The 23278-nt window shown below is 66.8% G+C and carries 23 protein-coding genes and 1 riboswitch; of the genes, 11 read left to right on the top strand and 12 right to left on the bottom strand.

Features of this window, described 5'->3' with window-relative positions:
• Positions 1-515 precede the first annotated feature (515 nt).
• Entirely contained in the window at positions 516-1937 is a 1422-nt protein-coding gene (locus tag ASG77_RS03865; protein WP_082575840.1) for an amino acid permease, read from the top strand.
• 114 nt (positions 1938-2051) lie between these two features.
• On the opposite strand, the gene ASG77_RS03860 is transcribed toward ASG77_RS03865, so the two are convergent.
• The 3 genes from ASG77_RS03860 to ASG77_RS03850 are packed head-to-tail and all read right to left on the bottom strand — an operon-like array spanning position 2052 to position 5803.
• The gene (locus ASG77_RS03860; protein WP_082575813.1) at positions 2052-3857 is read right to left on the bottom strand and encodes a cobaltochelatase CobT-related protein; all 1806 of its coding nucleotides are present in this window, start codon (positions 3855-3857) and stop codon (positions 2052-2054) included.
• 9 nt (positions 3858-3866) lie between these two features.
• Entirely contained in the window at positions 3867-4889 is a 1023-nt protein-coding gene (locus ASG77_RS03855) for an AAA family ATPase (protein ID WP_235564278.1), read from the bottom strand.
• A complete protein-coding gene (locus ASG77_RS03850; RefSeq protein WP_082575812.1) occupies positions 4877-5803 on the bottom strand; it encodes an IclR family transcriptional regulator in 927 nt (308 codons plus the stop codon). The genes ASG77_RS03855 and ASG77_RS03850 overlap by 13 nt, the downstream gene beginning before the upstream one ends.
• Positions 5804-6008: 205 nt before the next feature.
• On the opposite strand from ASG77_RS03850, the gene xsc reads away from it, so the two are divergent.
• Entirely contained in the window at positions 6009-7919 is a 1911-nt protein-coding gene (gene xsc, locus ASG77_RS03845; RefSeq protein ID WP_235564273.1) for a sulfoacetaldehyde acetyltransferase, read from the top strand.
• Positions 7920-8044: 125 nt separating this feature from the next.
• Here xsc and pdxR read toward each other — a convergent pair whose 3' ends face one another.
• Positions 8045-9511, bottom strand: a complete 1467-nt coding sequence (gene pdxR / locus ASG77_RS03840; protein ID WP_056341218.1) for a MocR-like pyridoxine biosynthesis transcription factor PdxR — start codon at positions 9509-9511, stop codon at positions 8045-8047.
• A 94-nt stretch (positions 9512-9605) separates the two neighbouring features.
• Complete coding sequence (ald, locus tag ASG77_RS03835) at positions 9606-10727, bottom strand: alanine dehydrogenase (protein ID WP_056341216.1); 1122 nt, start codon at positions 10725-10727, stop codon at positions 9606-9608.
• 230 nt (positions 10728-10957) lie between these two features.
• Here ald and ASG77_RS03830 point away from each other — a divergent pair, with 230 nt between their 5' ends.
• From ASG77_RS03830 to ASG77_RS03815, 4 genes are all read left to right on the top strand, one after another.
• Positions 10958-12322 carry an aspartate aminotransferase family protein gene (locus ASG77_RS03830; RefSeq protein ID WP_056341214.1) on the top strand — a complete coding sequence of 455 codons (1365 nt, stop codon included), beginning with the start codon at positions 10958-10960 and terminating at the stop codon, positions 12320-12322.
• Positions 12323-12420: 98 nt separating this feature from the next.
• The gene (locus tag ASG77_RS03825) at positions 12421-13515 is read left to right on the top strand and encodes a phosphotransacetylase (protein ID WP_056341211.1); all 1095 of its coding nucleotides are present in this window, start codon (positions 12421-12423) and stop codon (positions 13513-13515) included.
• Complete coding sequence (locus ASG77_RS03820) at positions 13512-14624, top strand: YeiH family protein (RefSeq protein WP_082575811.1); 1113 nt, start codon at positions 13512-13514, stop codon at positions 14622-14624. The genes ASG77_RS03825 and ASG77_RS03820 overlap by 4 nt, the downstream gene beginning before the upstream one ends.
• An 11-nt stretch (positions 14625-14635) precedes the next feature.
• Positions 14636-15355: a sulfite exporter TauE/SafE family protein gene (locus ASG77_RS03815; RefSeq protein WP_056341209.1), complete on the top strand. Its 720-nt coding sequence runs from the start codon at positions 14636-14638 to the stop codon at positions 15353-15355.
• Here ASG77_RS03815 and ASG77_RS03810 read toward each other — a convergent pair.
• The 4 genes from ASG77_RS03810 to ASG77_RS03795 form a co-directional block, all read right to left on the bottom strand.
• Positions 15336-15740 carry a DMT family transporter gene (locus ASG77_RS03810; protein WP_056341206.1) on the bottom strand — a complete coding sequence of 135 codons (405 nt, stop codon included), beginning with the start codon at positions 15738-15740 and terminating at the stop codon, positions 15336-15338. The genes ASG77_RS03815 and ASG77_RS03810 overlap by 20 nt on opposite strands.
• Positions 15740-16063 (bottom strand): DMT family transporter, encoded by a 324-nt coding sequence (locus tag ASG77_RS03805; RefSeq protein WP_056341205.1) that lies wholly within the window; start codon positions 16061-16063, stop codon positions 15740-15742. The genes ASG77_RS03810 and ASG77_RS03805 overlap by 1 nt, the downstream gene beginning before the upstream one ends.
• Before the next feature lie 9 nt (positions 16064-16072).
• A riboswitch (guanidine-III (ykkC-III) riboswitch) is annotated at positions 16073-16138 on the bottom strand.
• Between the two features lie 74 nt (positions 16139-16212).
• Complete coding sequence (locus tag ASG77_RS03800) at positions 16213-16743, bottom strand: ferritin (protein WP_056341203.1); 531 nt, start codon at positions 16741-16743, stop codon at positions 16213-16215.
• Between the two features lie 84 nt (positions 16744-16827).
• Entirely contained in the window at positions 16828-17478 is a 651-nt protein-coding gene (locus ASG77_RS03795; protein WP_056341201.1) for a HutD/Ves family protein, read from the bottom strand.
• Positions 17479-17531: 53 nt separating this feature from the next.
• Between ASG77_RS03795 and ASG77_RS03790 the strand changes: the two genes are divergently transcribed.
• The 3 genes from ASG77_RS03790 (at position 17532) to ASG77_RS03780 (ending at position 19113) form a co-directional block, all read left to right on the top strand.
• Complete coding sequence (locus ASG77_RS03790; protein ID WP_056341199.1) at positions 17532-17918, top strand: hypothetical protein; 387 nt, start codon at positions 17532-17534, stop codon at positions 17916-17918.
• A 90-nt stretch (positions 17919-18008) separates the two neighbouring features.
• A complete protein-coding gene (locus tag ASG77_RS03785; RefSeq protein WP_056341196.1) occupies positions 18009-18608 on the top strand; it encodes a phosphoribosylanthranilate isomerase in 600 nt (199 codons plus the stop codon).
• A 103-nt stretch (positions 18609-18711) separates the two neighbouring features.
• Positions 18712-19113 carry a YccF domain-containing protein gene (locus ASG77_RS03780; RefSeq protein WP_056341194.1) on the top strand — a complete coding sequence of 134 codons (402 nt, stop codon included), beginning with the start codon at positions 18712-18714 and terminating at the stop codon, positions 19111-19113.
• On the opposite strand, the gene ASG77_RS03775 is transcribed toward ASG77_RS03780, so the two are convergent.
• The 3 genes from ASG77_RS03775 to ASG77_RS03765 are packed head-to-tail and all read right to left on the bottom strand — an operon-like array spanning position 19110 to position 21846.
• Complete coding sequence (locus ASG77_RS03775; RefSeq protein WP_056341193.1) at positions 19110-19544, bottom strand: VOC family protein; 435 nt, start codon at positions 19542-19544, stop codon at positions 19110-19112. The genes ASG77_RS03780 and ASG77_RS03775 overlap by 4 nt on opposite strands.
• A 60-nt stretch (positions 19545-19604) precedes the next feature.
• Positions 19605-20474: a DUF4031 domain-containing protein gene (locus ASG77_RS03770; RefSeq protein ID WP_056341190.1), complete on the bottom strand. Its 870-nt coding sequence runs from the start codon at positions 20472-20474 to the stop codon at positions 19605-19607.
• A gap of 37 nt (positions 20475-20511) precedes the next feature.
• A complete protein-coding gene (locus ASG77_RS03765) occupies positions 20512-21846 on the bottom strand; it encodes an FAD-binding oxidoreductase (protein ID WP_056341187.1) in 1335 nt (444 codons plus the stop codon).
• Positions 21847-22026: 180 nt separating this feature from the next.
• Between ASG77_RS03765 and ASG77_RS03760 the strand changes: the two genes are divergently transcribed.
• Positions 22027-22437 carry a TOBE domain-containing protein gene (locus ASG77_RS03760; protein WP_056341185.1) on the top strand — a complete coding sequence of 137 codons (411 nt, stop codon included), beginning with the start codon at positions 22027-22029 and terminating at the stop codon, positions 22435-22437.
• A gap of 44 nt (positions 22438-22481) precedes the next feature.
• Positions 22482-23264, top strand: coding sequence for a molybdate ABC transporter substrate-binding protein (modA, locus tag ASG77_RS03755; RefSeq protein ID WP_082575838.1), 783 nt, complete (start codon positions 22482-22484; stop codon positions 23262-23264).
• Positions 23265-23278: the final 14 nt, after the last annotated feature.

The raw sequence follows: 23278 nt of genomic DNA, 5'->3' as shown, positions 1-23278 counted from the left end.
AAGGTGGACTTGCCGGAGCCGGGCGCGCCCGTGATGCCCAGGAGTGGCCGCCGGCCGCCGTCGAGCCTGTGCTGCAGGGCGTCGAGTGCCTGCTGTACTTCGGGGGAGTCCATGGCAAAAGTCCAAACCGGCCGCTGGTCCTCCCCCGCTTCCACTAGCGGAACGCGGAGGTCACAGCGGTGTCGGTGCAGTCATCTTCGGACCGGACTGCAGCCATGAGAGACTTCGTGGACTCACGCTTTCACCGCTGGCTCCCTCTTTTCCGCTTGATCTGGCCCTGTGCACCCCTACGTCGGCTCCGTAGGTTTATGGCTACACCAGGAGGAGTGATCTGAATCACTCAGTGAGTGCAATACGGTCCGAACCTCCGGTGGACCTGGCTTCGCGCTTCGTGGCGCGGGCACCGAAGTGCACTTCAACGGGTTTCGTCAGAGCATCTTGGAGGAAACGTGTATCAAGCCGAACCCCGGCAGGCCGACAACGCCGGCCTTAGCAAGGGCCTCAAGAACAGACACATGAATTTGATCGCCATTGGGGGCGTCATCGGTGCCGGGTTGTTCGTCGGCAGTGGCGTTGTTATCAGCAGCACCGGCCCGGCGGCCATCGTCTCGTTTGCGATCGCAGGCGTCATCACCTTGCTCCTCATGCGGATGCTGGCCGAAATGGCCGTAGCGCGTCCGGTGGTGGGCTCTTTTTATGTCTACGCACGCCAGGCTCTGGGACAGCGGGCCGGGTTTGCCACCGGCTGGATGTACTGGTACTTCTTTGTGATTGTGGTGGCAGTCGAGGCGATTGCCGGTGGCCGGATCATCCAGCTGTGGTTCCCCATGGTTCCATTGTGGATGCTCAGCCTGGGCCTGATGGTGGTACTGAGCGCGACGAACATGGCTTCGGCCCGATCCTTCGGCGAGTTCGAGTACTGGTTCAGCTCCATCAAAGTTGTGGCCATCGGCCTGTTCCTGGGGCTGGGCGTACTCTGGATCACCGGCCTGTGGCCCGAGTCGACGCCGGGCATCGGCAACCTGTTTGACCACGGCGGGTTCACACCGCTGGGCTGGGGTGCCGTGCTGGCCGCCGTCGTTCCCTGTGTGGCCTTCTACACCGGCGCGGAAATCATCACCATTGCGGCCGCCGAGTCCGAAGACCCCGAGCGTTCCGTCAAGAAGGCCATGCGCTCCATCGTGGCCCGGGTGGTGACCTTCTACGTCGGCTCGATCTTCGTGGTGGTGGCGATCCAGCGGTGGGATGCCGAGAGCGTCGGCGTGAGCCCCTACGCGGCCGTACTGGACGTCCTGGGTATCCCGGCGGTATCCACCATCATGAACTTCATTGTCCTCACGGCAGTGCTCTCGTGCCTGAACTCGGCCCTGTACACCACCTCGCGCATGCTTTTTGCGCTCACCCGCAACGGCGATGCCCCCAAGTTCTTCACGAAGCTGTCACGCAGCGGCGTTCCGCGCCGTGCCATCCTGCTGGGCACCACCGTGGGCTACGTTTCGGTGGTCTGTGTCTACGTGTGGGGCGACGTCGTGTTCGCTTTCCTGGTGAACTCCTACGGCGCCGTGGCGCTCTTCGTCTACCTGGCGATCGCACTGTCACAGGTGGTGCTGCGCAAGAGACTGGACCGCGACGACCCCGGGGCGCTGAAGCTTAAGATGTGGCTTTTCCCGTGGCTCAGCTACGCAACCATTGCGCTCATGCTCTTGGTCATCGCCGCCATGGCCCTGCTGCCCAGCACCCAGACCCAGTTCGTGATGAGCGGCGTGACGCTCGTGATCATCCTCCTCAGCTACGAGCTACGCCGGCGCTACGGCAGGAAGCCCGGAGAAGAGGACGGCAACGACGCCGCCGACCTTCCAGCGGATCCGTCCTTGGACTCCTCGGCTGAAGGGCTCGAGGAGGAGCCCGACAAGCAACCGGTAGCGGCCCGCACCTGATCTTCAGGCCGGATGTCCGTCCGGTCCATAAAGCCCGCCGCGGGGAAGTGCCAATGGAGGCACGTCCCCGCGGCGGGCTTTTGCGTTGAGCGGCTTCGCCGCATGGGGGTAGCCTCAGCGGCGTCCGGCAAGCATGGCCAGGACCTGCCCGACGACGGCGGCACTGCTTCCGCGCGAGAGGTCCAGTGCGATGTTCCTGCGGTAATACGGCGAGAGATCCAGCCCCACGCCCAGTCCGAAGATCTCTGCGTTGCCGGCAGCTTCGTGCGCCGCCACGACATCCCGTAGATGCTGTTCCAGGTAGTGGCCGTCGTTGGCCAGGGCGGTGGCGCCGTCCATGGGGCTGCCGTCGGACACCACCAGCAGGATCCGCCGTTCGGAGCCGTTGCGCCCCGTGCCGCCGTTCTCTGTGCTGGCGTTACCAGGGCCGCCCCTGAGCCGAGCGCAGGCCCAGTCCACGGCCTCGCCGTCGACTCCTTCACGGAACAGGTCCTTCTTCATGAGCCCGGCAATGGCCGGGCGGGCCCGCCGCCACGGGGTGTCTGCGTCCTTGAAGACCAGGTGCCGCACCTCGTTGAGCCGCCCCGGATGCGGGGGCCTGCCGGTACGGATCCAGTCCTTCCCGGCGCGGCCGCCGTTCCAGGCAGCTGTGGTGAAGCCGAGGATTTCGCAGCGCGCCCCCGCCAGTTCCAGGGCGCGCGCGTATACGTCCACCAGCGCGGCCACGGCGGCGCTGTGCTCCTTCATGGAACCGGAGCAGTCCACCAGGAACGTCACCGCGGCGTCGGTCCGGGGTTCGATCCGTTCGGTCCGGAACACCCTGCGGTCCCCGGATGCCGTGACCAGCCGGGCGAGCCTGCTGCCGTCGAGCCGGCCCTCAATGGCGTCGCCGTCCCAGCCGTCGTGGACGGCCGTGGACAGGGCCGCGCCCAGGGCACGGCCCAGCCGGGGCACGTTGATGCCCTGCCTGGCAATGTCGTCATCCAGCTGCTGCCGATAACCGCGCAGCAGTTCGGCGCGGACCACGTCCGTGGCCTGGAGCTCGCGGTCATAGACCGTGGTGAACTTTCGGTAGCCGTCCCCTCCGGCCTCCAGCGCATGGCTGCGCCCATACGCGGCGGTGGGGACGGCGTCGTCGTTGCTGTCCTGATCGAAGAGCAGCTGGAACTGCGGCACCCGGCCGCCGGAACGGGAGGGCCGCGCTTCCCGGGCTTCCAGGTGCTCGCTGATGGCACCGACGGTCTCCGCGATGGCGAGGGCATGGCGGCCGAAGCCCGGCTGGGAGAACCGTTCCCGCCGCAGGGCGGCCAGATGCGTGCCGACGTGCGGGGCAAGCTCGGCCCGGGTGGATTCAATCCGGTCCTCGAAGTCCGGGGACATCGGCTCCGCGGTGATCCTCGCCCGGCAGACCTGGGCCACGGTAAAGAGAATGAGTCCCAGGTCCGTGTCCGCCAGCGTGGACGCCTCGAACTCCCGGGACCATTGCTGGAAGCGGTGGTTCAAGTTGGCCCGGACCCCCGGCATGGCGGCGTCGGCCAGCGACTCGGTACGGAACTGTTCGAGCATCTCAAACACCAGCATTCGTGCCGGCGTTGCGGGGCAGAACTCCGCATGCAGAGCGGCATCGCTGTGCTGCAGCCGCAGCGCCATGCCGTCCGCCGCGCCGCGGAAGGCGTCCAACGTAACGGCGTCCGTTCCCGGGTGGAGATGGGGCGCGGGCATGGCCACCGGGGTGCTCTCCCGGTACAGCGCGGGGCCGCGGAAGTGCAGGCCGCCCTGCCCGCTGAGCCCGCGCATGGCTGCGGCGCAGAGTTCAAGGGTCTGCTTGCGGCGGCGCAGCGATGTGGCTGCGAGCTGCCGGGAGGCGGTCTCCGCCCGTTCCCTCTCCGCCTGCTCCGTCTGTTCCGCCAGGGAGGCCATGCGCGGCCCTTAGCTGGCCGCGGCGGCAGCGAAGGCGCGGGTCGGCGGCAGGTCGGCGGGCAGGTACCCCGAGGTCCGTGGCGCTTCCAGCTCCCGGTCAAAGCATCGCTGGAAGAATTCGGCAATGAGCGGCTGCTCGGCTTCATCGCACTTGTTGACGAAGGACAGCTGGAACGCCTTGCCGGGGTCGCCGAAGATCCCGATGTTCTCGGCCCAGGTGATGACGGTGCGCGGGGACATCAGCGTGGACAGATCGCCCACCCGGAAACCGTCCCGCGTCAGCTTGGCCACGGCCACCATGGACGCCACCAGTTTCCGGCCGGCCGCGTCGTCCAGCTCAGGGACCCGCGCCAGCACGATCCCGATCTCGTCCTCCGCCGGGGGATGGTTCAGGGCGGCGACGATGTTCCAGCGGTCGATCTGCGCATGGTTGAGCCGCTGGACTCCGTGGTACATGCCGTTGAGGTTTCCCAGTCCCACGGTGTTGGCCGTGGCAAAGAGCCGGAACCCGGGGTGCACGTCCAGGACCCGGTTCTGGTCCAGCAGGGTCAGCTTGCCGTCGCGTTCCAAGAGCCGCTGGATCACGAACATCACGTCCGGGCGGCCGGCGTCGTACTCGTCCAGGATCAGGGCAACCGGCCGTTGGATGGCCCAGGGGACAATCCCTTCCTGGAACTCGGTAACCTGCTTGCCGTCCTTCAGCACCACGGTGTCGCGGCCCACCAGGTCAAGGCGGCTGATGTGGCCGTCAAGGTTTACCCGCACACAGGGCCAGTTCAGCCGCGCGGCCACCTGCTCGATGTGCGTGGACTTGCCTGTGCCGTGCAGGCCCTGGAGCAGCATCCGCCGGTTCCGGGTGAAGGCGGCCAGGATGGCCAGGGTGACGTCGTGGTTGAAACGGTAGGCGGGGTCCACCTCGGGGACGTGCTCGTCGGCTTCACGGAAGGCCGCCACCTTGAGGTCAGAATCGAGATTGAACACCTCGCGGACTGAAACCAACTCGTCCGGCATCAGGCGGTTCAGCTGGTCCACAGCTCCTCCTCCACGCCGTCAGTGCGGCCCGCGTCGATGCCGGCCGCTCCGGCCTTGCTGCCCCCGGTGGTGCTGCCGTCGTCCGCGCTTCCGTCTGCGGTGCCGGAACCGGCCTCGGCCTCGATCAGACCGATCGCCGCTGCGGCACGCTGCAGGGCCGGGAGCAGCTTCAGCCCCTTCTCGGGGGTGAGCCGCATGACCGGCGCCTGGACCGCGACGCAAAGGTTGGACACGGCGTTTGCGGTGGGAACCAGCACGGCCACGCACACCATGCCTGGGAGGAATTCCTCGTCGTCGATCGCGTAGCCGTCCCGGCGGACGCGCTGGAGTTCTTCCTCGATCAGCTCGGGGTCCGTCACGGTCTTGTTCGTGTAGCGCTCCAGCGGCGCGGCGGCAATGAGGCGCCTGCGCTGTGCGGGGCTGAGCTGGGAGAGGATCATCTTCCCGCTGGCCGAGCAGTGCACGGGCACGCGGGAGCCGGGCTGGAGGGTGATCCGCAGCGGTTCGGACGTTTCGATGCGGTCCAGGTAGACCACTTCGCTGCCGGACACCGCCGTCACGTTGCAGCTCTCGCCCAGTTCCGCGACCAGGTTCCGCAGCACAGCGTGGCGTGCGCCGTGGTGCATGTCGTTGATCAGCAGGTTCTCCGCCATGCGCCGCAGCCGTACGCCGGTGCCGTAGTGCCGGCCGTTGTTCTCCCGGATCAGAAGGCCGGAGCTCTCCAGTTGCTGCAGCATGCGGTGCAGCGTGGGCTTGGGTGTGCCGGTTTCCTCCACCAGGCCCTGGAGCGTGAAGAGCTGGTCCTTGGTGGCGATGAGTTCCAGCAGGGAGAACAGCCGCATGGTGGGGGTGTCCCCGGCCAGCTCCGTCGGCGCCTGCAGGGCGGGCTCGCCCAGCCTGTGAATCTCAGCCATTTTTTGTCCTCCACGTGATCAAGCCGCACCATAATTGGCATCTGGTTCAAGAATATCGTACGCAGCGTTCCGAATAATTGAAATATCCGTTGACGTTGTTGGCCTTTTGCCATAATCTCGGCATCAGCACCAAAACAGGAACGCTACGTTCCATATTTTATAGTCAAACGTATCTAGGCGAAATCCTGGAGGAGGAGCAATCATCATGAGCCAAGACACCGTCGAACTCTCATCCGTTGCCAACGACGGCACGGCAGAAGCGCTCGTCACCGACTCATCCGCGGGTCAGGGCAAAGGCGCCCCGGCCCAGGCAGCACCAGCCAAGGCCGCCCGCGAAGTCGCCAAGGGCGTGCAGAAAATGACACCGTCGGAGGCCTTCGTGGAGACGATGGTCGCCAACGACGTCACCGACATTTTCGGCATCATGGGTTCAGCCTTCATGGACGCCATGGACATCTTCGCCCCCGCAGGCATCCGCCTGGTTCCGGTGGTCCACGAGCAGGGGGCAGCCCACATGGCTGACGGCTATGCCCGTGCCAGCGGCCGCCACGGCGTGGTCATCGGCCAGAACGGCCCGGGCATCAGCAACTGCGTCACCGGCATCGCCGCGGCATTCTGGGCGCACAGCCCGGTGGTCATCGTGACGCCGGAAGCCGGCACCACGGGCATCGGCCTCGGCGGCTTCCAGGAGGCCAAGCAGCTGCCCATGTTCCAGGAATTCACCAAATACCAGGGCCACGTGACCCACCCGGCCCGCATGGCCGAATTCACCGGCCGCTGCTTCGACCGCGCCATGTCTGAAAACGGACCCACCCAGCTGAACATCCCGCGTGACTACTTCTACGGCGAGATCACTGTGGAGATCCCGCAGCCGCGCCGCGTGGATCGCGGTGCCGGCGGTACCAAGAGCCTGGACGAGGCAGCGGCCCTGCTCGCCACGGCCAAGTTCCCCGTGATCGTCTCCGGCGGCGGCGTGGTCATGGCCGACGGCGTGGAGGAATGCAAGGCCTTGGCCGAACGCCTGGGCGCCCCGGTGGTCAACAGCTACCAGCACAACGACTCTTTCCCTGCCAGCCACCCCCTCTGGGCCGGACCGCTGGGCTACCAGGGATCCAAGGCGGGAATGAAGCTCATCTCCCAGGCCGACGTCGTGATCGCCCTCGGGACCCGCCTGGGCCCGTTCGGCACCCTGCCGCAGTACGGCCAGGCGTACTGGCCCACCGAAGCGAAGATCATCCAGATCGACGCCGACCACACCATGCTGGGCCTGGTCAAGAAGATCAGCGTGGGCATCTGTGGCGATGCCAAGGCCGTGGCACTTGAACTGGGCAAGCGCCTGGACCAGCTCACCCTCGCCTGCGACGCCACGAAGGCCGAGCGTGCCGCCACCATCAAGGCTGAGAAGGAAAGCTGGGAAGAGGAACTCACCGCGTGGACGCACGAAAAGGATGAGTACAGCCTCGACATGCTCGAGGAGCACAAGAACGAGGACGGTAACTGGCTGTCCCCGCGCCAGGTGCTCCGCGAGCTGGAGAAGGCCATGCCGGAGAACGTCATGATCTCCACGGACATCGGCAATATCAACTCCGTGGCCCACAGCTACCTGCGCTTCGAGAAACCGCGCAGCTTCTTCGCCCCGATGAGCTTCGGCAACTGCGGCTACGCCCTGCCGACCATGATAGGCGCCAAGGCGGCATCCATGGACCGTCCCGCCGTGGCCTACGCCGGCGACGGCGCCTGGGCCATGAGCATGGGGGAGGTCCTCACCGCAGTGCGGCACGACATCCCGGTTACCGCCGTCGTCTTCCGCAACCGGCAGTGGGGTGCGGAGAAGAAGAACCAGGTGGAGTTCTACAACCGCCGCTTCATTGCTGGCGAACTGGACAACGGCGAGAGCTTCGCCGCCATGGCCCGGACCATGGGAGCCGAAGGCATCGTGGTCGACCGGCTCGACGAGGTGGGCCCCGCGCTCAAGCGGGCGCTCGCCGCCCAGATGGAAGAGGGCAAGACCACGGTCATCGAGATTATGTGCACCCGCGAACTGGGAGACCCCTTCCGCCGCGATGCCCTCGCGAAGCCGGTCCGGACGCTCGAGAAGTACAAGGACTACGTGTAAACCGGACAGCCAGTCGTAGCTGACACAAAGACTCCCCGGACCGAAAGGTCCGGGGAGTCTTTGGCTTTGCCGGTGCTGAGCGGACGGACCGTTGCCGGCGCCGGGCCCAGCGCCGCGGCATCGGACTACCCCTCGGCGAGCAGCTTCGTGGCCACCTCGCCCACGCGGGCCAGGCCTTCCGGGATCGAACGCGTGGGAATGGCGCCGAAGCCGATCCGGAAGAAGTTCCGCGGCGCATTTTCCTGGCTGAAGAAGACGTCCCCGCGCTCGATCAGCACGCCGCGCTTTTCGGCACGGCGCACGAGCTCCACGGCATCGAGCCGGGCCGGGCCCTCCATCCAGAGGCTGACGCCACCGGGCGGGTACGGGCCCTGCTCCCAGGGCAGGCACAGTGCGGAGATCTCGGTGACCGTCTCCCAGCGCGTCTTCAGCTGCCGCCGGTGACGGCGCAGGGCGCGGTGGTAATCGCCGCTGTCGATCATCAGGGCGAGGGCGCGCTGCGTGTGCCCCGGAGGGTGGCGCACCTGGTACCGCCGCACGCGCCGCAGTTCCGTGATCAGCTCTGCGGGCCCTACCAGGAACCCGAGCCTCAGCCCGGGGGAGAGGAACTTGGAGAACGTGCCCAGGTACAGCACGTCGCCGGTGGAATCCAGGGCCTTCAGCGCGGGGCTGGGGCTGCCTTCGTAGCGGAACTCGCTGTCGTAGTCGTCTTCGATGAGGACCGTTCCGGACGCGGCGGCGAGCTTGAGCAGACGACGGCGGCGCTCCATGCTCAGCGTGACGTTGGTGGGGTGGTGGTGGCTGGGGGTGACGTAGAGCAGGGCGGTGCCGCTGAGGGTCCCGGGGAGGCAAAGCCCGTCCTGGTCGACGTCGATCCCGTAGACCTGGGCGCCGGTGCGCAGGAAGATGTGGCGGGCGTCCAGATAGCCGGGGTTCTCGATGCCGACGCGCTGGTGGGGGCCCAGCAGCGTCCTGGCCAGCAGGTCCAGTCCCTGCTGGGATCCGACCGTGATCAGGATTTCGTCCGCACCGGCCTCGATGCCGCGTGCCGGCAGGATCTGGCGGCGGATCATCTCGATCAGCATCGGGTCGTCGGCGCCCACGCTGTCCTGGAGGCTGGCGAAGCGGTGGGGCTGGTACAGGGCTTCGCGCAGGCTCCGTATCCAGGCCGTGGCGGGGAAGCTGTGGACGTCCACCTGGCCGGCGACGAACGGGTACGGATATGTGTGCCAGTCCGCGTTCTTTTCCACTTCAGGGACGCCCTCGTCCGCGTAGCGGCGCATCCGGGAGGACCAGTCGATCATCGAATCCGTGGCCGGTACGTCAGCTTCCGCCGCGGCCAGCATCTCCGGGTTCACGAAGATACCGCTGCGTTCGTGGCTGAGCACCAGGCCCTCGGTGAGCAGTTCCTGGTACGCCAGGTTGATGGTGTTGCGGGCAACCTTGAGCTCGGCGGCCAGCTCCCGGGAGCTGGGCAGCCTGCGGCGCGAATCGAAGATGCCCACGGCGATGCCGTGCTCAATGACGCGGCGGACCTGCCGGTATAGGGGTTCGCTGGAGCTGCGGTCAATCTCTATGAGTGTCCGTGGCACGTTTCGCCTCCCAAGCAGCGCGATGAAGTATCAGGACCGAAAGAAGCGGGGGAGTTCAGTATGAACTCCCCCGCCAAGAATTACTCCTTGTACTTTAGCTACGGGCCAAAGATTCGAGTGCATCAGCGACGTCGATGCCGTGGGCTGCGCCGACGGCCGCGTTGGTCAGGCGCCCGCCCAGGGTGCTCAGGCCTGCGCGCAGTGCCGCGTTCTCGGCCACGGCCCGCTCCACGCCCTTGTCAGCGATCTGCAGCACGTACGGCAGTGTGACGTTGGTCAGCGCGTAGGTGGAGGTGTGGGGAACGGCGCCCGGCATGTTGGCCACGCAGTAGAAGACCGAGCCGTGGACGCGGAAGGTGGGTTCCTGGTGCGTGGTGGGGTGCGAGTCCTCGAAGCAGCCGCCCTGGTCGATGGCGATGTCCACCAGGACGCTGCCGGCCTTCATGCGGGAGACCAGTTCGTTGGAGATGATCTTTGGCGCCTTGGCCCCGGGGACCAGCACGGCGCCGATGACGAGGTCGGCCTGGATGACCTCCTGCTCGATGGCGAGCTGGTTGGCGGCGAGCGTGCGGACCCGGCCCTGGTACATGCGGTCCGCTGCGCGCAGCTTGTCCACGTTCTTGTCGAAGAGGACCACGTCCGCCCACATGCCGGCAGCCACGGCAACGGCGTTCATGCCGGACACACCGGCGCCGATGATGACCACGCGGGCCGGTGCCACACCGGAGACGCCGCCGATCAGCACGCCGCGGCCACCCTCGGGGCGGGTCAGGCACTGTGCGCCCACCAGGGGAGCCAACCGGCCGGCCACTTCACTCATGGGGAACAGCAGCGGCAGCGAGCCGTCTTCGAGCTGGACCGTCTCGTAGGCAATTGAGGTGCTGCCGGCGTCGAGCAGGGCCCGGGTGCAGGCCTCGTCGGCGGCCAGGTGCAAGTAGGTGAAGATCGTCAGGTCGGGCCGCATGCGGTGGTATTCCGCCGCGATCGGCTCCTTGACCTTGAGCAGGAGATCGGCGGTGGCCCAGACCTCGTCGGCCGTCTGAAGGATGGCGGCTCCCGCTACCGTGTACGCGTCATCGGAGATGGACGAGCCCTCTCCGGCGCCGGCTTCAATAAACACATCGTGCCCGTGGGCAACGAGCTCGTGGACGCCGGCAGGCGTGACGGCTACTCGGTATTCGTGGGACTTGATTTCCTTCGGGATGCCGATCTTCATTGTGACCTCCGTGTTGTTGATGGGTGCTCTGCAATAAGTCCGCCGTGCGGGCTGCGCAGCGTTATCGAAGTATGGTCCGGTCCAGGATGGGACCAGAAGCACCAGATACACGGCAACCGAAGGGACCAAACTGGACCCATCAGCCAGGCTCCATGTGGCCCTGATGCCCGGTGTGGCCCCCGGCCTAGGCTTCGATCATCGCTACTCACCTCGACAAGAAGGAGATAGTTTTGGACGCCACCACACTCCGGGCCCAGGCCCGGCGCCACCTCGGACCCCACTTCACCCGCAAGGACACCTGGGACAGCGAGTTCCCGATTTTTGTCCGGGGCGAAGGCAGCTACCTCATCGACACCGAAGGGGACCGCTATCTGGACGGCCTCGCCGGGCTTTTCTGCGTAAACATGGGCCACGGCCGCCAGGACATCGCCAAGGCCGCCAGCGAGCAGATCAGCACGCTGGCCTACGCGTCCAACTGGGGCTCGGCACACCCGCCGGCCATTGAGGCCGCCGCCCTCATCGCGGACCTGGCCCCCGGCGACCTGGGCACCACATTCTTCGTCAACTCAGGCTCCGAGGCCGTGGAGACGGCCCTGAAGTTTGCCCGCCAGTACTTCCGCAGCCAGGGCCAGCCGCAGCGCACCAAAGTCATCAGCCGCGACATGGCGTACCACGGCACCACCATGGGTGCCCTGTCCATCACGCAGCTGCCCAAGATCAAGGAGCCGTTCGGCGAGCTCCTGCCGGGAATCCGCAGCGTCCCGAACACCCTCGGTTTCACCGGCGACTGCGGCCCGGTCACGGAACTCGACTGCTTCCGTGCCATTGAGCGGGTGGTCCTCGAAGAGGGTCCGGAAACCGTTGCGGCCATCTTTGTCGAGCCGGTCCAGAACGGCCGTGGAGCCCTCGTGGCACCTGATGGCTACTGGCCGGCCCTGCGCGCACTGTGCGACAAGTACGGGATCCTCTTGGTCTCCGACGAAGTCATCTGCTCCTTCGGCCGGCTTGGCCACTTCTTCGGCTACGGCGTCACCGGCGTGGTCCCGGACCTGGTCACCTTCGCCAAAGGCTCCACTTCCGGCTACGCACCCCTGGGCGGCCTGATCGTCCGCGAGCAGCTGGTCCAGGAGCTGTTCGACTCCTCCACGGGCGGCGTCTTCACGCACGGCGCCACATGGGGCGGGCACCCGGTCTCCACCGCCGTCGCGGTCGCCAACATCACCGCCATGCGCGACGAAAACGTCCTGGGCAATGTCCAGGAACAGGGCCCGAAGCTCATGGAGGCCCTGGAATCCCTGAAGAACTCGCACCGCTGCGTCAAGGCAGTCCGGGGCATGGGCTTCTTCTACGCGATCGAACTCATGGCGGACAGCTTCAGCGGCCGCGAACTGACCCAGGCCGAGTCGCTGAAGGTCCTGCGCGAAGTCCTTCCCGAGTCCTTCAAGCGGACCAAGGTGATCCTTCGCGGGGACGACCGCGGTGCCACCATGATCATGATCTCCCCGCCGCTCGTGGCCGACGCAGAGGTTCTGTCCGCGCTGCTGCATGGTGTGGACGGCATGCTCACCGACATCGAGAAGGCCATCCAGCCCTAACCACCGCATCCGGTTCTTCGCCTGCGGAGGCGCCCCCTCGTGGACGCCTCCGCAGGATTCGATGTGACCTCCGCAGGTTCGAGATAAGAGGTACAACCATGGCGACGGCGATTGTTGAGAAGCGCATTCCGCAGGCAGCGCCGCCCGCGGGAAGCGCGCTGTTTGAGCGCTGGCGCCAGGAGCTGTCCGGCCGGGGCCGGGTGGTCGGATTCGCCGACGGCGAGGACGAGCGTGCCGTCCGCGCTGCCAGTGCGCTGGCCGCGGAAGGAATCATCAGCCCCAGGCTCATTGGCCGGAGCCGTGAAATCCGGCGGGTGGCGGCCGAACTGGACTGTGTGCTGCCCGGCGACGCCATCCTCGACGTCGGCGGGCTGGCCGGCGACAGCAGCATCGCCGCTCTGATCGGGGAGGCTTACTCCCGCAAACCCGAGCAGTTGACCCACGCCAGTCAGGAACCGGTCCATGTTGCCGCGGCCGCGTTACGGGCCGGGTATCTGGACGCCTGTGTTGCCGGTGCCGGGACGCCCACGGCGCTGGTGCTCCGGGCCGCGCTGCGCGTGGTGGGCCTGGACCCCGGCTGCACCACCCTGAGCAGCTCGTTCCTGATGCTGCTGCCCGACGGAAGGGAACTGACGTTCGGCGATTGCGCCGTCGTTCCCGATCCTTCCGCCGAACAGCTGGCGGACATCGCCGCCTCGGCAGCCGCCATGCACCAGGCACTGACGGGGCAGTCGCCGAAGGTGGCCATGCTGTCCTTCAGCACCCGGGGCAGCGCTATCCACTCGCACGTGGACAAGGTCAGGGCCGCGATGGAAATCCTGCGGACCCGCCACCCGCTGCTGCACGTGGATGGCGAACTGCAGTTTGATGCCGCGCTGGTCCCCGCCATCGGGGCGGCGAAAGCGCCTGGCTCGGATGTGGCGGGTCAGGCAAATGTGCTGGTGTTCCCCAGCCTGGACGCCGGAAACATCGGCTACAAGATCACCGAACGGCTCGGGGGAGCCGTGGCCGTGGGCCCGATCCTGCAGGGGCTGGCGGCGCCCCTGAACGATCTGTCCCGTGGTTGCAGCGCCGGGGACATCGCGTCCGTTGGCCTGTTGAGCGCCATGCAGTCGCTCTCCGTACTCGAAAGAAAGGAGATCCGGCCTGAGCACGGCGCAAGCCCGCTCCGGGAGGATCGCAGACGACCATGACACAAGACGTTGCCACGCCCGTAGGACGCTACAAGCCGGAAGGAAGCGGCAAACAGCGTGGATTTCTCCCGCGAGGCCTGCGGGACAGGCGGTTGCCCGGGCTCGCACTGGCGGCCGCTGCCGTGGCCGTCGCGTGGCTTGTCCACGCGGCCGTCCCGGTCCTCCCCTTCCTCACGGTGGCCGTCATCCTGGGCATCCTTTCCGCCAACCTGCCCGGGATCGGCCCGGCAGTCGAAGGAGTCATGCAGCCCGGGCTGGTGCTGGCCGCCAAGAGGTTCATGAGGCTCGGAATCGTGCTGCTCGGACTGAAGCTGAGCCTCATAGACGTCGCGGCCCTCGGCTGGGCGACGCTGGGGATCGTAGTGGGCATCGTGCTGCTGACCTTCGTGGGCACCTTGCTGCTGGGCAAGGCATTCAGGCTTCCGGGGGACCAGCCTTTGCTCCTGGCCGCAGGCTTTTCCATCTGCGGCGCCTCCGCCATCGGCGCCATGAGCGGAGTGACCAGGACGGATCACCGCGGCACCGTGGTGCCCATCGCGCTTGTGACCCTGTGCGGGACGCTTGCCATCGCCGTGCTACCGGCCCTCAAGGGTCCTCTCGGCCTGGACGAGGTGCAGTTCGGGCATTGGGTGGGGGCCAGTGTCCATGACGTGGGGCAGGTTGTCGCGACGGCACAGACGGCAGGTACCGCGGCCCTGGCCGGGGCCCTGGTCATCAAGCTCACCCGTGTACTGATGCTCGCCCCGATGGTCACCGCTGCCGCTTTGGTGCAGCGCTGCCGCAATCGTTCCCGGCGCAAGCGTTCCCAGCACAGCAAGGCGGCCGCCGGCATCGAAGGAGGCAAGCTCAAATTCCCACCCTTGATCCCGCTGTTCGTGGCCGGGTTCATGGCGATGATCGTGTTGCGGACGCTGGGAATCCTGCCGCATGCGGTCCTGGAAGGTGCTGCGCTCGCCCAGGACCTTTTGCTCGCTGCGGCGCTGTTCGGGCTGGGAGCGTCCGTGCAAATACGGTCAATTCTTCACACCAGCGGCAGGGCGATCGTCGTCGCCATGCTCTCCTGGGGCCTCATCGGAGTACTCGCCTACGTGGGAGTGCAATTCATCTAGGAACGGACATCATGACCACCACGGAACTCACCATCGCGGCTCTCATAGTTGCCGTCGCCGTGGTGGCCCAGGCCGGCACCGGGTCCGGATTCGGCATCGTCTCCTCGCCGCTGCTGCTGATGATCAGCCCGCAGCTGGTGCCCGGCCCACTGCTTCTCGTTTCGGTGGTGGTCATGATGTTCGTGAGCTGGCAGAACCGGAGGGGCCTAAGGCACGTGGATCTCAAGGTGGCCATTGCCGGGTGCCTGCCCGGTGCCGTTGCCGGACTATGTGTATTGCCCCTGCTGAACGGCAAATGGACCGGAATGATCGTCGGCGGGCTCGTGGTGGCCAGCGTTCTCACCGGACTCAAGGGATTCCGCATCCCGCAAAACCGCTTTTCCCTGTTCGCGGCCGGCCTGCTCGGCGGAGTGCTGGGTACGGTTGCCTCCACCTCAGGGCCGCCGCTTGTGGTGGTTTACCGGAGCGAGGACGCGGCCCGCTACCGCGCCAACCTCTCCCTGTTTTTTCTGGTGTCGTCGTTGGTCTCGCTGCTCGCCCTGGCGGGCGCCGGTTCCTTCGGCACGGAGGAGCTGCTGCTCACCAGCTGGCTGCTGCCGGGCGTTGCCCTCGGGGCGCTGGCATCGCGGCCGGTGGTGAAGCGGATTTCCGCCGCCACCATCCGTCCCGCGGCTCTCAGCCTGTGTCTGGTTGCCGGGGTGAGCCTGCTGATCAAAGGCGCTCTGGCCTGATTGCCACGGTTCCCGACGCCGGCGTGTCATCGGTGGCTGGCTCAGTTTTCTTCCCAGCCGGCAGCGCCTTCAGCCCTGCCGCGCAGGCCACTATCCCCCCGATGAACAGCACCTTCAGGACACTGAAGGGTTCGACGCCGGCGGCCATCGCCCAGCCCACCGTAAGGGCAGCCCCGATCCCCACCCAGACGGCGTAGGCGGTGCCGAGCGGGATGCTGCGAATGGCCAGGCCGAGGCCGATCATGCTCAGGGTGGCCGTCACGCCGAAAACAAGAGTGGGCAGGGGGCGGGTGAAGCCGTCGGACTGGCCCAGGGCGGTGGCCCAGACGGCTTCCAGCACGGCGGAGGCCAGCAGCATCAGCCACGCAGCGGAACGCTTATTCATTACGCCACCACCTTCAGGCCAGCCACGCACGCGGCGATGCCGGTGAGCAGCAGCAGGCGCGCCGTCGTCGGACGTTCCGCCCTGGTGATGATCGCGTAGGCGGACGTCAGCACCACGCCCACGCCCACCCACACGGCGTAGGCGGTGCCGGTCGGGATGGACTGCATGGCGATGGCGAGGCCGGCCATGCTGGCGAGGACGGAGACCAGGAAGAGGAGGGCGGGCGCGAGCCGGCGCCGGCCGGAGGCCTGGAATGTCCGGTGCAGAGCTGCGGCCCAGACGGCCTCCAGCGCCCCGGAAAGAATGAGAATTAACCACGACATGACAGATCCTTTGGCCAGTCTTGTCGCGTGCCGGGTACTGAACCGTCGTCCGGAGGGTCCTGTGCGGAGCCTTGTTTCCAGCATAGCAACGCCAGACGGCGGGTGGCCGGGTTGGTGGCCAACCTCACCGCCGGGCGGGGCAAGGACCTTTAGAGCGCGCCGCCGGCGGTTTCCGGAGCGGAGGAGTCGCGGCCGCCGTTGCCCACGGTTTCGCGGGCGATGAAGTTCTCGATGTCGAACAGGTTGTCCGCGCGCTCGGCGATGTTAAAGAGGGTGGTCATGGCGGCGACCTCCTCCACCTGCTCCTTGAGGAACCAGAGCATAAACTGCTCGCCCAGGGCGTCGTCCTCGGAACGGGCGGCGCGGAACAGTGCCTCGATCGAGGCCGTCACTTCCTTCTCCTGATCCAGCGCCAGGGCCAGCGGCTCGGTCACGGAGGAGAAGTCGTTGCGCACGGTGGGGACGCCCGGGATGGTGAATTCAATGTCGCGGTCCAGCATGTACTGCACCATCATCATGGCGTGGTTCCGCTCCTCCACCGACTGCCGGTAGAAGTAGCGGGCCAGCTGCGGGAGGTCCTGGTTGGCGAACCAGGTGGCCACAGCAATGTACTGCTGCGAGGCCGCGAATTCGTTGCCGATCTGGGTGGACAGGAGCGCATTAAAGGGTGTGGAAGTCATAGCCAGAGTCTAGGAGCGCCGCGTGCCACTGACCAGTGTGGAAAGGCTCAGATAACGAAGGGGAGGCTAGCCTGCAGCGCTTGATCAGGCAGTCACGCGGTCGATTGACACCACGGCCAGGAAGCCGCGGCCCAGGATTTCGGGGGTCCCGGTATCGGAGCCGACGACGGCGTCATACCTGTTGAGTGCCTCGGGTTCCGTGGGGCTGGGGGCAGCTTCCTCGGCGTCGGCTTCTGCGGCGGCAGCGGCTCCCGCGGCGTCCGCGCTGACGCTGAGGTTGCCCGCGCTGACGGTGGCCTGGCCCTGCAGCAGCACAGCAAGCTGGCCCTCAAAAACCGGGTGCGCGCGCTTCTTGGAAAGCTCGATGATGGACGTGAAGCCCTTGAAGGACCCCGTCCGGGTGATGACATTCAGGTCGCGGATGTCCCCGGTGGGCAGGGCGCCGTGCGCGGCAGCTTCGCCGGAGAACCTGAACGGCCGGTACTTTTCCAGCGGGTGCTCGGCGCCGTCCACGGTGAGAAGGAGCAGTTCGCCGTCGATCACCGTCAGTACGCGTTCCATGCCCGGGAACGCCGAGAAATCCCCGGCCTTGCTGACGTCGGCGATGCTGACCCGCCAGTCCCAGGCGCCGTCCTGCGCCGAGGCGGCTTTCGGGTGGCTGGCAAGCTCACGGGTCACCCCGCCGCCGTTGCGCCACGGTTCGGACCTGAGTTCTGCGAAGCGGATGATCTCCATCGGACCAGCCTAGTTTGTTTGGGCGTCCCCGCCACGCGTGGCATGCTGGGCAAATGCGCCAGGGGATCACCGACGGGCAGAGCCGCCTGCTGACATCCTGGCTCGGGGAAGTCAGCGTGGTGCAGGACTACTCGTGGCCCCTGCAGGACACGAACGTCCTCCACGTTGTAACGCCGTCGGGCGAAGGGTTCATCGTCAAGGCGAGCACCACAAGCCACCATATTCGCCGCGAGATCGCCGCCCATGCCGGCCGGTTCGACGGGCTTCGCGGCCGGGTTCCGGCGTTACGGCATGCCTCAGCGGAGGCCGGGATCCTGGTGACGGAGTTCCTGCCGGGGTCTCGTCCACCTAAGCAAAAGCCCTCACAGCAAAGACCCGGGCATGGATGGACCGTGCCGACGGGCCGCGCCATGGTGGAGCGTGTGCTGTCCGGCGTCTGAAATGGAACAGGCCAACATCGGCGCCGCGGGTACTTGCCTGTTAGTCTCCTCCGGGGGGACTATGCGAAGACAGCCTGAAGGAGCCGGAAAATGTTCGTCAAAGTCTGTGGTCTCAGTACGCCCGAATCAATCCGTGCAGCCGTGGAGGCCGGGGCGGACGCCGTCGGGTTTGTCCTCACCGCGAGCCCTCGGGTGGTCTCGCCGTCGCAGGTCTCCACTCTTCTGGCCGATGTGCCGGAAGGCGTGGTTGCCGTCGGCGTTTTCCGGCATGAACCTGTCGCCGATGCCATTGCCATCGCCCGTTCCGCCGGACTCGAATGGATCCAACTCCACGCGGACCTGACACCGGAAGACGTCACAACAGTGCACCACGCCGGCATGAAGCTGATCAGGGCGGTCACTATGGCCGCCACTGCAGACGCGTTCGCTAACTGGGGGGAAGAACTCCTGTTGATTGATGCCGCCGTGCCAGGGTCCGGAGAGGCCTGGGACTACGCCTCCATGGTGGACGTGACGGCGCTCCAGGACCGCAAATGGCTGCTTGCCGGCGGGCTGGATCCGGACACCGTAGCCCACGCCACTGCAGCCTCAGGCGCCTGGGGCGTGGATGTCTCCTCCGGCGTCGAGGTTTCCCGGGGCGTGAAGGACCTGGACAAGATCCGGGCCTTCGTGAAGGCCGCCAAGGGCTGAGGCCCGGTCCAGGTTTAGGGTCCAAGTTCCAGGGCCGAAGATCAGGGGCCAATCAGGGCAGACCCCTACGTTTTTGTCAGACGCCGCGGGGCACAATGGACAGATGAAGACACTGCTCAACATCATCTGGCTGGTATTCGGCGGACTCTGGCTTGCCCTCGGCTATTTCCTGGCGGGCATCATCTGCTGCCTGTTGATCATCACTATTCCGTGGGGCATCGCGTCGTTCCGCATTGCGGCGTACACTCTCTGGCCGTTCGGGCGGATGGTGGTGGACAAGCCGGGCGGAACGGGCGTGTTCCCGCTGCTGGGGAATGTCATCTGGCTGGTAGTGGCGGGCATCTGGATCGCGATCGGCCACGTGGTCACAGCTTTTGCCATGGCGGTCACCATCATCGGCATCCCGCTGGCCATCGCCAACCTCAAGCTCATCCCGGTCAGCCTGATGCCGCTGGGCAAGCAGATCGTTCCCACCAACAGCCCGTTCGTTACCGCATACCGTTAGCCGGCGGCATTCCCCGCGGCTTCGCTTAACCCGGGGACGAGTCCCTGGGCTTCGAGCTCCTCTGACCGGAGCGCCCGCAGCACACAGAACTCGTTCCCGTCCGGGTCGGCCATGACCACCCAGGTCACCTCCGGCCCCTGCCCGATAGAAATGCGCGACGCGCCAAGGGCTTCCAGCCGCTGCACCTCCTCGGCCTGGTCATCCGGACGCAGGTCCAGGTGCAGCCTGTTCTTGATCTCCTTCTGCTCCGGCACCTTCACGAACAGCAGGTCCGGGCTGACGCCGTCGGCCGGGCTGCCTGCGGGCGGCTCCAGCACGATTTCGTCCTCCACCTCGTAGGTGCGGCGCCAGCCCAGGGCCTTCTCCCAGAAATCGGCGGGCACTTTGGGGTCGGTGGAGTCGACGCTGACAGATTGGATGCGCAGGTTCATCCGAGCAGTCTTGCACCGGCCGGGGCGCCCGTAAAGGCTTCCGGCGGTTGCGGGGAAGAGTCAGGCCAGCTCGCCCCGCAGGTTCCGGCGGGCGGCCTCGAGCCACAGTTCCCTTGCGCGGTCGCTGTGGAAGAGGGGGTCCAGTTCCAGCAGATGACGGACGACGGCGGCGCGGCCGGCCGCGAAGTCGGCGTCGCCGATGTGCGCGTAATCTTCCCGGACGGCGGCCACATACCGGGCGTACGGCTCAGGTTCGCCGCCGAGGACTGACAGGTCCGCGTCGCAGAGGAGGGCGCCGTCGTCGTCCCCTGGTTCCGGGCGGTGGTCCGAGGTCAGACGCACCAGGCGTGCCACCTCCTCGACTTCGGCGGCCGGAAGCCCCGCGTCCGCGAGGCGGTCTTCGGCGAGCCGGGCCGATTCCTCCTCGTCCTGGCCGGCGATCCCGCGGTACACGGCATCGTGGAACCAGGCTGCGAGCAGCACGGTCCGCGGCGGATCGGCAGGGTCGGCGAGCAGGTCCAAAGCCTCCAAGACTGCCAGCAGGTGAGTGCAGCCGTGATACCGGCGGTGCTCCTCGCTCCAGCGGTCCAGCAGGTCCAGGAAGAGGGCGTCGTGTCCGGGCATGATGGTTTCCCAGCGGTTCAGCAACGGGATCTTGAGTGACTTGTTGCGCTGTCGGGCCGGGATGCGCAGCCCGCTGGCGATGAGCTTGCGCACCAGGATCCGGCCTTCCACCGGAATGGCGCCCGCGGCGACGAGGTCGTCGAACCGGCGCTCGGCGACGTCGTAATGGTCGCCGTCGAACGCCCGGTCCGGGATGCCGGCCGCTGCGGCGAAGGCGTGCAGTTCCGCGAGCGACGTGTCCGAGATGAGGTGCGAGAAGTGCGTGCCGTGGGCGGGCCACAGCGGCGGATCCAGGTAAATCGCCATGGGGGAAGTCTAGTGCGGCGGCTCTTCGCGGGGCGGGTCAGGAGCCTGCCGGCAGGATGTTCTGGTTGCCCTGGAAGACGTTCCGCGGGTCGAAGTCCCGCTTGACCCTGGCCAGCCGGGCGTAGTTCCCGTTGCCGAACGCGGCCTTGATGCGCTCCTGTCCTTCGTTGCCGATGAAATTGAGCCACACCCCGCCCGTGGCATACGGGGCGATCTTGCCGCGGAAGTCTTTCACCCAGGCCTTGGCCAGCTGGCCTTCCTCGGGTGTTGGCGAGATGCCGTACGGGTGGCTCACCCAGGCCGCGTTCCGGTTGTTCAAGGGCGTGGCCGCCCCCGCGTTCCCGCCGACGGCGCCACCCCACCGGGCGATGAGCTGCTGGGACGTGGCATCGGGCAGGTTCCGGGCCGACTCCACAAACAGGTCCAGGGCGGCGTCGGGAAGTTCGTCGTGATAGTCCGCGCTCCAGTAGTTGTAGTGGTCCGGCGGGTCATCCAGGGAGCCGTTGAACTCTGCATAGGGAGTGTCGCCCACCAGGTCAACGGCCGGCCCGAGCTCGCGGAACGGCCTGGCATGTTCGGAGCCCTCCTCGGGTTCACCCGCGTAGAGGTACGCGATGAGAGTGGCCATCTTCCCCACCAGGTGCTCCGGAACAAACGGCTCCGGCGGCGCCGTGAAGTACAGCAGCCCCAGGCCCACTCCATCAGGGGCGGCCAGAGCCAGGTCCCGGAACGCCCGGGAGATGTCGGTGGCCGCCTCCCCGGGCCACAGCCACATCCCCGCGTGGACCACCGGACCGAGCCGGTGCGCCTGGAACGTGAAGGACGTGGCTACGCCGAAATTGCCGCCGCCGCCGTGGAGAGCCCAGAAGAGTTCCGGGTTTTCCCGGGCGCTCGCGGTGACGCGCTCGCCGTCGGCCGTCACCAGGTCCACCGAGACGAGACTGTCGCACGCGAACCCGAAGGACCGCTCCAGCCACCCGGATCCGCCGCCCAGGGTGAATCCGGCGACTCCGGTGGTGGAGGCCCGCCCGCCCGTGACCGCCAGGGCATGCTCCTGGGTGGCGCGGTCGAACTCGCCCCACGTCACGCCGGCCCCCGCGGTGACGATGCCGGATTCGGGGTCCACGTCGATCGATTTCATGGGCCGCACATCGATCACCAGGCCGTCGTTGTTCATGGACATTCCGGCCACCGAGTGGCCGCCGGCGCGGACGGCAATGGCGAGGGAATTCTGCCGTCCGTAGCGCAGGGCTTCGGCTACGTCGGCATCGTTTGAACACTGGGCAATCACCGCCGGACGCCGGTCAATCATGGCGTTGAAGACCTTCCGGGCGGGGTCATAGTCGGGGCTGTCGGGCCTGATCCACTTCATTACAACGCTCCTCAGCGACTGCGGCCCCTCCCCTTCCACATAGCGTAGGACTTCGGCCCACCACCTTCCATAGGCAGTTGATCGAAGCCTCACGCGGAGGCGAAACCAGCGTTCACGTCCTCTTCTGATCCGCGGAGAAAACTACTAAGAAAACCCGCAAATGCGGACTAGGATCATAAAATGCCCACTATTCGCGTATCCGAAGCCGCCCGGTTCCTCGGCGTCAGTGATGACACCGTCCGGCGCTGGACTGAGAACGGCAGCCTCACCCCCGTGAAAGACGACGCCGGCAGGCTGGCAGTCGACGGCCTGGAACTGGCCCGGCACGCCCAGAAGCTCGCCCAGCTTCCCGAGGACCCGCACCGTTCAGGGAGTTCGGCGCGCAACAGGTTCGTTGGCCTGGTCACAGGCATCACTGCGGACAAGGTCATGGCCCAGGTGGAACTTCAGTGCGGGCCGTTCCGGGTGGTGTCACTGATGAGCAGTGAAGCCGTCCGCGACCTGGGCCTGGAACTCGGCTCCGTGGCCACAGCGGTGGTCAAAGCAACCACGGTCATCATCGAAACCCCGCACGGAAAGAGCATCATTTGAGCACCCGCACACACGCCAGAACCGTCGTCATCACGGCCGTCCTTATGCTGGGCCTGGCCGCGTGCGCACCGGCTTCCACGACGCCTTCGGCCTCGCAGTCCGCAGGCTCGGAGTCCCCCGCGTCGCAGTCGCCGGGCGCCACCGGTCAGGTGTCCGGGACGATCACGGTGTTCGCAGCCGCGTCGCTCAAGGCGACGTTCACCCAGCTGGCGAGTGACTTCGAGGCGAAGAACCCTGGAACCAGGATCGTACTGAGCTTTGCCGGGTCCTCGGACCTGGTCACCCAGATCACGCAGGGAGCGCCGGCGGACGTCTTTGCCTCCGCCGACACCAAGAACATGACCAAGCTGGCCGATGCCAAGCTCCTGGACGGGACCGCGAAGGACTTCGCCACCAACGTCCTGGAGATCGCCGTCCCGCCGTCCAATCCGGCGTCGATCGCGTCCTTCGCCGAGCTGGCCAAAGCCGGTGTCAAGGTGGTTGTCTGTGCCAGCCAGGTTCCGTGCGGGGCGGCCGCGGACACCGTGGAAAAGGCCGCGGGCGTGACCCTCGCGCCGGTCAGTGAGGAATCATCCGTGACGGACGTCCTGGGCAAGGTCACCTCGGGCGAGGCCGACGCCGGCCTGGTCTACGTCACAGACGTCAAAGGCGCAGGAGGCAAGGTCAGGGGAATCCCGTTCGACGAATCCGGCAGGGCGGTCAACACCTATCCCATCGCCACAGTAGGCTCGAGCCGGAACAAGGAACTGGCGGAAGCCTTCATCGCCATGGTGACCGGCGCCGACGGGAAGAAAACCCTGAGCGAGGCCGGCTTCGGGGCCCCGTAGGCACCACGCCCCGT

The organism is Arthrobacter sp. Soil762 (assembly GCF_001428335.1).
GTDB lineage: Bacteria > Actinomycetota > Actinomycetes > Actinomycetales > Micrococcaceae > Arthrobacter.
The sequence above is the reverse complement of the archived record's forward strand: the minus strand, read 5'-3'. Positions and strand labels throughout refer to the sequence as shown.